Annotated in this window: 5 protein-coding genes and 1 tRNA gene; 4 read left to right on the forward strand and 2 right to left on the reverse strand. The window is 42.3% G+C overall.

Annotated features, from left to right (window positions below; translation table 11 throughout):
* The first annotated feature begins 509 nt into the window (after window positions 1-509).
* Window positions 510-1586, forward strand: a complete 1077-nt coding sequence (locus ACVBIK_RS20465; RefSeq protein ID WP_447170403.1) for a PLP-dependent cysteine synthase family protein — start codon at window positions 510-512, stop codon at window positions 1584-1586.
* A gap of 108 nt (window positions 1587-1694) precedes the next feature.
* Here the strand turns inward: ACVBIK_RS20465 and queE are convergent, their stop codons facing one another.
* Window positions 1695-2363 carry a 7-carboxy-7-deazaguanine synthase QueE gene (gene queE, locus ACVBIK_RS20470; RefSeq protein WP_447170404.1) on the reverse strand — a complete coding sequence of 223 codons (669 nt, stop codon included), beginning with the start codon at window positions 2361-2363 and terminating at the stop codon, window positions 1695-1697.
* 127 nt (window positions 2364-2490) lie between these two features.
* Between queE and queC the strand changes: the two genes are divergently transcribed.
* Window positions 2491-3180 (forward strand): 7-cyano-7-deazaguanine synthase QueC, encoded by a 690-nt coding sequence (gene queC / locus ACVBIK_RS20475; RefSeq protein WP_447170405.1) that lies wholly within the window; start codon window positions 2491-2493, stop codon window positions 3178-3180.
* Window positions 3168-3761, forward strand: a complete 594-nt coding sequence (gene rrtA, locus ACVBIK_RS20480; protein ID WP_447162692.1) for a rhombosortase — start codon at window positions 3168-3170, stop codon at window positions 3759-3761. Before queC ends, rrtA begins: the two co-directional genes overlap by 13 nt.
* 193 nt (window positions 3762-3954) lie before the next feature.
* Here rrtA and uvrB read toward each other — a convergent pair whose 3' ends face one another.
* Window positions 3955-5958 (reverse strand): excinuclease ABC subunit UvrB, encoded by a 2004-nt coding sequence (gene uvrB, locus ACVBIK_RS20485; RefSeq protein WP_447162693.1) that lies wholly within the window; start codon window positions 5956-5958, stop codon window positions 3955-3957.
* 801 nt (window positions 5959-6759) lie between these two features.
* On the opposite strand from uvrB, the gene ACVBIK_RS20490 reads away from it, so the two are divergent.
* Window positions 6760-6835, forward strand: a tRNA-Asn gene (locus ACVBIK_RS20490).

A 6835-nucleotide genomic window follows, 5' to 3' on the forward strand; every position in this document is an offset into this window, starting at 1 on the left:
GTGGCCAAAGGGATCAGACTGTAAATCTGACGGCTCAGCCTTCGAAGGTTCGAATCCTTCTCCCTCCACCACTTCTTGTTTCAGCTTCCATCTTATTTCAAAGTCATTCATCAATATCGTTTAATAATCTTGCAGTTGCTCCCCCATGTCTCTATATCTAAGCAGTGACATCTCTTTTTTATATCTAAGTTGCTACACCTCTGTTTTATATATCAATTACCTATCACCGCCATGTAGCACAGCTTAAATACTCAGATCACATTAACCTTGCCAAAATCATTTAAATGTGACGATTTCGTTTACATAAAAAGACATAAATACCATCAGGGTTTCATTTAATCAGTATTTTCTAGACTCAAATATCCACTTAAACACCTGACCACCACAAAAGTATATTTAATCAGGCGCTTACACCGGCACAACAAGTTATCCGCAGTGTGTTTTTCGCTACCAATCTGGCTCGTTTTTCTCTATGATTTAAGTTCAACGTGTTAACCATAGGCAAACAAGTGACTCATTCTTGGGTAAATCAAGCAATCGAAAAAATTGAAGCTGACTTTCAACGAAGTGCAGATACTCATTTAATTAAGCTAGATACGCCTAGCCTAACGGGTATTGATATTTACCTAAAAGATGAAAGTACCCACCCTACGGGAAGTTTAAAGCACCGTCTTGCTCGCTCTTTGTTTCTTTATGCGCTGTGTAATGGCTGGATTAAAGAAGGCACCACAGTAATTGAGTCTTCTTCTGGCAGTACAGCCGTATCAGAGGCCTATTTTGCCAGATTACTGGGATTGCCTTTTATCGCAGTCATGCCTAGCACCACAGCAAAAAAGAAAATTCAACAAATTGAATTTTACGGTGGTCAATGCCACTTTGTTGACCATTCCAGTAAAATTTATGCCGAATCTGAGCGCTTAGCCCAAGAGCTAGATGGTCATTATATGGATCAATTTACCTATGCCGAACGCGCAACAGATTGGCGTGGTAACAACAATATCGCTAACTCTATCTTTTATCAGATGAAAAAAGAGCAACATTCAATTCCGACTTGGATTGTAATGAGCCCTGGTACTGGCGGTACTTCGGCAACGATTGGCCGCTATATTCGCTATCAGCGACTCACGACTAAACTTTGTGTTGTCGACCCTGAAAACTCCGTTTTCTTTGATTATTTCAATACTGGAGACAAGCATGTCAGCTGCTGTAATGGCAGTAAGATTGAAGGTATTGGTAGGCCTCGTGCTGAGCCCTCTTTTATCCCTGGCGTCGTGGACGAGATGCGTAAGATCCCAGATCCCGCTTCTGTCGCAACAATCAATTGGCTTGAGAAGATTATCGGGCGTAAAACTGGCGCCTCAACAGGTACTAACCTCTATGGCGTGTTGCTATTGGCTAGCGAAATGGCTGCCAGGGGTGAGACCGGCTCGATAGTGACCCTAATTTGCGATTCAGGTGAGCGCTACTTAGACACCTATTACAATGCAGCTTGGATTGAAGAGCACATCGGCGATCTAACGCCTTATACTGATGCATTAACCCGGTTTAGTGAGACAAGTGTATTAAATTGCCCTAGTGACAAATAGCGATATACCCATGGTGATTAACCGTCACCGGTACAAAAAAGCCCTTGAGATAATTAAATCCAAGGGCTTTTTATTATCAAGCGATCTAAATTAGTTAATCGGTATTGTTTAATCGATATCTAAATATTTATGAGTCTGAATTGATAAGCGCCAATTTCGCGCGATACAAGTAGACATCGCCAATTCAGTCGCGCGTGCCTTTTGGCTAATAGGCTGCAAACACACTGTTTTATCAGTCACATCGATACCTTCTAATAGCTCATCAAGCTCATCAATGTGATTTTGGGTTGCTATGGGGTGTTTAATCTCATTGGCTCGATTCAATGCTTGGGCAAGTACTTTATAACCGCCTTTCATATTCACCTTAGGTGATACCGTCACCCAAGTCTCTGCGTGACATAACACATCAAATGTACCACTGGTTTCAATCTGCGTTTGGTACCCTTGGCTATGAAGGTATTGAGTTAACTCAGTCAAATCATATAAACAAGGTTCGCCACCGGTGATCACGATATGTTTTGCATTGAAGCCTTTAGCTTTAAAGGCATTAACCAACTCTTCAGCGCTAAGTTCCGCCCAACGTCCGATAGTACCGTCAACTTGGATCACAAGCTCTTTTGCTACGCGGTTTTCCTCTAAAAGTTCCCACGTCTGCTTAGTGTCACACCAAGAGCAACCAACAGGGCAGCCCTGAAGTCTAACAAAAACGGCTGGTACTCCCGTAAAAGTCCCCTCACCTTGAATTGTTTCAAATACTTCATTAACTGGATATTTCATTATCTTACCTCTTGGTTAACCGGGGCGCAGTTATAGAGGATTTTTCGCTGTGTCGCAAGTAGTTTAAAAGCGTTCACGCCTGCGTTAAACTACTCGTTCTTATTTATTACAAGATTGAAAGTTTATTATGTCAAAAGCCGTTGTAGTTTTTAGTGGTGGTCAAGATTCGACAACCTGCCTCATTCAGGCCCTCCAACAATTTGATGAAGTTCATGGGATCACATTCGATTATGGGCAACGACATAGAGAAGAAATTGAAATAGCAAAAGAGCTGGCCAATAAACTCAAACTGGCTAGCCACAAAGTGATGGATGTCACCTTGTTAAATGAATTAGCCATATCGGCATTAACTCGTGACTCCATTCCCGTCTCTAACGAATTAATGGATAACGGCCTACCTAACACCTTTGTTCCGGGCCGAAACATCCTCTTTCTTACCCTTGCTGGCATTTACGCTTACCAACTTGGCGCAGATACTGTGATAACCGGTGTTTGCGAGACAGACTTTTCAGGCTACCCAGATTGCCGCAATGACTTTGTAAAAGCCATGCAAGCCGCCCTTGAACAGGGTATGGATAAAAAACTGACCATTGATACTCCTCTAATGTGGTTAGATAAGGCCGAGACATGGGCGCTTGCAGATAAGTTTGATAGCTTGGAGCTTGTGCGAAATGAAACCCTAACCTGCTATAACGGTATTAAGGGCGACGGTTGCGGTACCTGCCCTGCATGTCTATTAAGAATGCGCGGTCTTGAAGAGTACCTTGCAGACAAAGAGGCGATACAAGCAAGACTTTCTGATAAATGCAAAAACTAAAATGGGGGGCCAACAACCCCTATGTGTTTGCGTTAGTCATTACAATTACATGTATTAGTCTTTTTTATTTGCGACTCGACTCGCTGCTGGCCTACCAAAGGTATTTAATCCTTGATGGTGAGTGGTGGCGCCTAGTCAGCGGAAACTTGCTGCACACCAATGCCTGGCACCTGTATATGAACCTCGCGGGTTTTTGGGTCATATTAGCCTTACATGAGCAACATTACCGTGCAAAGGGGCTTAGCATACTATTTTTTAGCCTGTGTCTAATGCAAGGGCTGGGGCTACTCGCATTTTATCCAATGCTGATTGGTTATGTGGGCTTAAGTGGCATGCTGCATGGATTATTTGCCTTCGGTGCGGTATGCGATATTCGCCAAGGCTACAAAAGCGGTTACTTGCTATTACTAGGCGTGATTTTAAAAGTCGCTTATGAGCAATACTTTGGCGCCAGTATTGAAATGACCCAATTAATTGGTGCAAGAGTTGCGACTGAGGCTCATTTAGTTGGCCTTGTCTGTGGACTGCTGTGCGTATCGGTTTATCTAGCTTGGCCGCAGCGACATAAACAAGCTCGTTAAAGAAGACGATAAACTGTAGTTCCAATCAAAATAAGATACACATAAAAAAGAGAGCCTAGTTGTACTCGGCTCCCCTTTTTAATGTCTTAATAGCTCAACAGTTAGTATTAAAATTCATAACGCTAAAGTTCATTGAGTTAAAGTTTATTGAGCTAAAGTTGATTGCATTGAAGTAAATAGCGTGAATAATCAATTACGCCTTAATAAACTGTTCTCTAAGACGACTAACTTTGTCACGAATTGCAGCGGCTTCTTCAAATTCAAGGTTTTTAGCATGCTCATGCATCTGTTTTTCTAGCCTGTCAATGTCATGGCTAATGTCTGCAGGTTTAGCCACATGATATTCCCCCTCAATCTCTGCAACTCCTCGTTCGCTGTCCACATATTCGTGACCGCCAACATCCATGACATCAGTGATCTTTTTGATCACTCCTTTCGGAGTAATGCCATTATCAATATTATGCTGATGCTGCTTCTCACGACGTCGATTTGTTTCCGTAATCGCCTTGTCCATCGACTTAGTAATACGGTCTCCATATAAGATAACCTTACCGTTTACATTTCGAGCCGCGCGGCCAATTGTCTGGATCAATGAACGTTCTGAACGTAAAAAGCCCTCTTTATCTGCATCGAGAATACACACCAAAGAGACTTCTGGCATATCTAAGCCTTCTCGTAACAAGTTAATCCCGATCAGTACATCAAACACGCCTAGACGTAAGTCTCTGATGATCTCGACGCGCTCAACAGTATCGATATCTGAGTGCAAGTATCTGACCTTTACACCATGTTCATCGAGGTACTCACTTAAATCCTCTGACATTCTCTTAGTTAAGGTCGTTACAAGTACACGTTCATTCACAGCGACTCGTTTGCCTATCTCAGATAACAGGTCGTCTACTTGAGTGCTAACAGGGCGAACTTCAATTTCAGGATCAAGTAAGCCAGTAGGTCTAACAACCTGCTCGGCGATTTCGCCATCTGACTTATTAATTTCATATTCGCTAGGCGTTGCAGAAACAAAAATACTTTGCGGCATTAACGCTTCAAACTCTTCAAACTTTAATGGGCGATTATCAAGCGCTGAAGGCAAGCGAAAACCATATTCTACGAGGTTCATTTTCCGCGAGCGATCACCTTTATACATGGCGCCAATTTGCGGCACTGTTACATGGGATTCATCGATAATGAGTAAACCATCTTCTGGCAGATAATCTAGCAAGGTCGGAGGCCCATCGCCGGGGGCTCGACCCGACAGGTATCGGGAGTAGTTTTCAATACCTGAACAGTAACCAAGTTCGGTCATCATCTCGATATCATACTGAACCCGCTCTGTAATGCGTTGCTCCTCGATAAGTTTATTCAGTTCGAGAAGCTGTTTTTTACGGTCACGTAATTCCTCTTTGATCTCTCCTGTCGCCGCCAAAATAGACTCTCGAGGCGTGACATAGTGACTTTTAGGGTAAACCGTTATTCGTGCTATTCGCTTTACAATGTGGCCAGTTAACGGATCGAACAGACTCAAACGTTCTATCTCATCATCAAATAGCTCTATTCTGATGGCATTTTTGTCTGAATCTGCCGGAAAGATGTCAATCACTTCACCGCGCACTCGATAGGTACCGCGTTGCAGTTCTATATCATTGCGAGTGTATTGCAGCTCACTCAGGCGCTTTAAGATATCACGCTGCTCCATAATGGCACCTTCTCGAAGGTGTAACAGCATCTTCATATAGGCTTTAGGATCGCCCAGACCATAAATGGCAGAAACTGAAGCAATCAGAACAACATCTTTACGCTCTAATAGTGCTTTAGTCGCCGAGAGTCGCATCTGCTCAATGTGCGCATTAACTGATGCATCTTTTTCAATGAATGTGCCTGTAGAGGGAACGTAAGCTTCAGGCTGATAATAGTCATAGTAGGAAACAAAATACTCTACCGCATTATGGGGGAAAAATTCCTTCATCTCTCCATAAAGCTGTGCAGCAAGAGTCTTGTTGGGCGCCATAATAATCGTTGGGCGTGACATTTTCTCGATGACATTTGCAATAGTAAAGGTTTTACCTGAGCCCGTAACGCCCAGTAATGTCTGGCAAGCAACCCCTGACTCTAGCCCATCCACAAGTTTACTAATGGCCGTAGGCTGATCGCCTGCAGGCTTATACATAGACTCTAATTGAAATACAGATTCTGACACTCAAATACTTCCCTCGAAAAATGAGCAATTATTTTACCCTAATTTGATTGATGACGACTTAACTTTCTAGATTAGTTTTTGTTCGACTTAGTGTTCGTTGCCAAATAGCGCTATGACAATAATCAGATCAGCCGTGTAAGTCACCTAAACCGATTACTTATAACATCACTAAATGAAACTTTGTAACCAAGTTAAAGTCTAGCCTTTAACGCTAACCTCCGCGTCAACACCAGTAAAATAGGCGTATTAATTCACAAGTTACTACTATAAGCGAGTTACAACTTAGCAACATTTTAAAAAGCCAACCAAAGTAACTGTTGCTTTTTTCATCACATTGTTTTTATTAGCTAAAAAAAAACTTCTATAAATTAGCTCATTTTAACCTCAACGCCCTATTCATCGGCATTTGCGGTTGATTTTCTCACTTAACCCACAGGCTTATCCACAGATTTAGTGGATAACTCTCGCAACGCTAGTTGCTATGGGGGTTTAAGCTTTCGACACGAGTTAAGCAAGCTAAAGCGATTTAATGTAATTTTCTTACATTTGTAGTTTATAGCCTAGCGAACAGCTCTTTTTGTTGGTATGTCTCATTAATGAGCTAATCGAAAACTGTGATTAACTCATAGACTTGCATTTCTACTGGTCACATTTTAACAAAAATGCTGCATTCATCGACACAATGAACATTAGGTGAGCACTTGAGCGTATAATTTCATTTTTTTTAGCTTGTCGAGTTGACTCAATTGTAAGAGCGCTTTACTATGCGCTCCGTCTTCAACGAGACGTAACTTAAACGCTTCCCCTGTAGTTCAGTTGGTAGAACGGCGGACTGTTAATCCGTATGTCACTGGTTCGAGTCCAGTCTGGGGAGCCA

The organism is Shewanella sp. 125m-1 (assembly GCF_052977065.1).

Coding starts and splice junctions, on each gene's coding strand:
- queE (WP_447170404.1), bottom strand. CDS start 2,363: ATGAAATATCCAGTTAATGAAGTATTTGAAACAATTCAAGGTGAGGGG.
- rrtA (WP_447162692.1), top strand. CDS start 3,168: ATGCAAAAACTAAAATGGGGGGCCAACAACCCCTATGTGTTTGCGTTA.
- queC (WP_447170405.1), top strand. CDS start 2,491: ATGTCAAAAGCCGTTGTAGTTTTTAGTGGTGGTCAAGATTCGACAACC.